Source organism: Amycolatopsis sp. SID8362, assembly GCF_010550475.1.
Lineage (GTDB): Bacteria > Actinomycetota > Actinomycetes > Mycobacteriales > Pseudonocardiaceae > Amycolatopsis > Amycolatopsis eburnea.
This window is the reverse complement of the sequence record NZ_JAAGNB010001390.1, coordinates 1-1,880: the sequence shown is the minus strand read 5'-3', so window position 1 is coordinate 1,880 and position 1,880 is coordinate 1. Positions and strand designations below refer to the sequence as shown.

Genomic DNA, 1,880 nt, shown 5'->3' with positions numbered 1-1,880 from the left:
GCGGGCGCAGACCGCGCTCGCGGCGGGCCGCGCCCTCGACAAGCCGGTCGAGGTCCGCTACCGCCCCGACGGCAAGCCGGAGTTCGACGGCGGCAACGTCGGCGCTTCGCACACCTCGCAGCTGACCCTCGTGGTCGCCGGCGCCGACCAGGTCGCCTGCGACATCGAGACGGCGATCGAACGCACCGAAGAGGACTGGGCCGGCCTGCTCGGCGAGGAGCTGCTCGGCCTCGGCCGGCTGCTCGCCGCGGACACCGGGGAACCGATCAGTGTCGCCAACACCCGGGTCTGGAGCGCGCTGGAGTGCGTCCGCAAGACCGGGCTGATGACCCAGGCGCTGACCGTCCGCCAGGTCGACGCCGACGGGTGGGCGCTGCTCGCCTCCGGCAACGCCCGGATCGCCACCTGGTCGACCACCGTCAACGACCGGACCGACCCGATCGTGTTCGCCGTGCTCCACGCAGAGGGGAACTGAAGATGTCCGACTACTACGAGATCCGCCACACGGTCGGCTTCGAAGAGACCAACCTGGTGGGCAACGTCTACTACGTGAACTACGTGCGCTGGCAGGGCCGGTGCCGCGAGATGTTCCTGAAGGAGAAGGCGCCGGCGGTGCTCGAAGAGGTCCGCCACGACCTCAAGCTGTTCACCCTCAAGGTGGAGTGCGAGTTCTTCGCCGAGATCACCGCGTTCGACGAGCTGTCCATCCGGCTGCGGCTGGAGGAGCTCACCTCGACGCAGATCCAGTTCGCGTTCGACTACGTCCACCTCACCACCGACGGTGAGGAGCGCCTGGTGGCCCGGGGACGGCAGCGCATCGCCTGCATGCGCGGGCCCAACACGGCGACCGTGCCGTCGCGGGTTCCCGAGCAGCTGCGCGAGGCGCTGGTGCCCTACTCGACGGCCGCGGTCAACGGCAAGGGAGTCTGACGTGGGCTACGAAGCAGAGCCTTCCGAGAGGACTCACGTCCTCAAGCGGCTGCGGACTTCGCCCGCCCGCCGGGGGCTGTCGGCCCAGCCGGGACTGCGCCAGGTGATGGCGCAGTTCGCGACCGGGGTGACCGTCCTGACGGCGGGCGGGGAGGACGCGCACGGCATGACCGCCAACGCGTTCTCGTCGGTGTCGCTGGAGCCGCCGATGGTGCTGTGCTGCGTCTCCAAGGCGGCCCGGATGCACGCCGCGATCGTCACCGCCGGCTCGTTCGGGGTGAACATCCTCGGGGCGGACCAGCAGGAGCTGTCGAAGTACTTCGCCGACTGGCGCCGTCCCGACGGGATCGCCCAGTTCGAAGCGGTCGGCTACACGGTCGGCGGCAAGACCGGCTCGCCGCTGCTGAAGGGCGCGCTGGCGTGGCTGGAGTGCGAGCTCGCCCAGGTCGTCGAGGGTGGTGACCACTCGATCTTCCTCGGCCGGGTGGTCGAGACCAGCCGCGGCGAGGGCGAGCACGCGCTGGTCTTCTACGGCGGCGGCTACCACCAGATCGACGGGCGCGCCCGCGCGGCCTGAAGGGACGGACGACATGCTGATCGCGGTCACGGGCGGAACCGGCTTCCTCGGGACCCACACGGTCGCGGCGCTGCTGCGGCGGGGTCACCGGGTGCGGCTGCTCGCCCGTGACCCCGGTCGCGTTCCGTCCACTGTGGACGTCGTGACGGGTGACGTCACCGATCCCGGTGCGGTCGCCCGGCTCGTCGAAGGAGCGGACGGCCTGCTGCACGCGGCGGGCGTCTACACCTTCGACAGCCGCCGCCGGGCCGAGGTGTGGCGGGTGAACGTCGAAGGCACGGCGGCCGTGCTCGACGCGGCCCGCCGCGCGGGCACCGGGCGGATCGTGCACGTCTCCACCGTCGGGGCGCTGTTCCCGACCGGCGCGCCGTCG

At 71.5% G+C, this 1,880-nt stretch carries 4 protein-coding genes; all 4 read left to right on the top strand.

Going from position 1 to position 1,880, the window contains the following annotated elements:
- A partial coding sequence (locus G3I65_RS42665) for a hypothetical protein (RefSeq protein ID WP_160701131.1) occupies positions 1-475 on the top strand: 475 nt, incomplete at its 5' end.
- Positions 476-477: 2 nt separating this feature from the next.
- A complete protein-coding gene (locus tag G3I65_RS42660) occupies positions 478-930 on the top strand; it encodes a thioesterase family protein (RefSeq protein ID WP_125314946.1) in 453 nt (150 codons plus the stop codon).
- Position 931: 1 nt separating this feature from the next.
- Positions 932-1,507, top strand: coding sequence for a flavin reductase family protein (locus G3I65_RS42655; protein ID WP_160701130.1), 576 nt, complete (start codon positions 932-934; stop codon positions 1,505-1,507).
- A gap of 13 nt (positions 1,508-1,520) precedes the next feature.
- On the top strand, positions 1,521-1,880 hold a 360-nt coding region (locus G3I65_RS42650), incomplete at its 3' end, for an SDR family NAD(P)-dependent oxidoreductase (protein WP_160701129.1).

Excerpts from the sequence above, each read along its gene's own strand:
- G3I65_RS42660 (WP_125314946.1), top strand. The coding sequence starts at position 478 with ATGTCCGACTACTACGAGATCCGCCACACGGTCGGCTTCGAAGAGACC.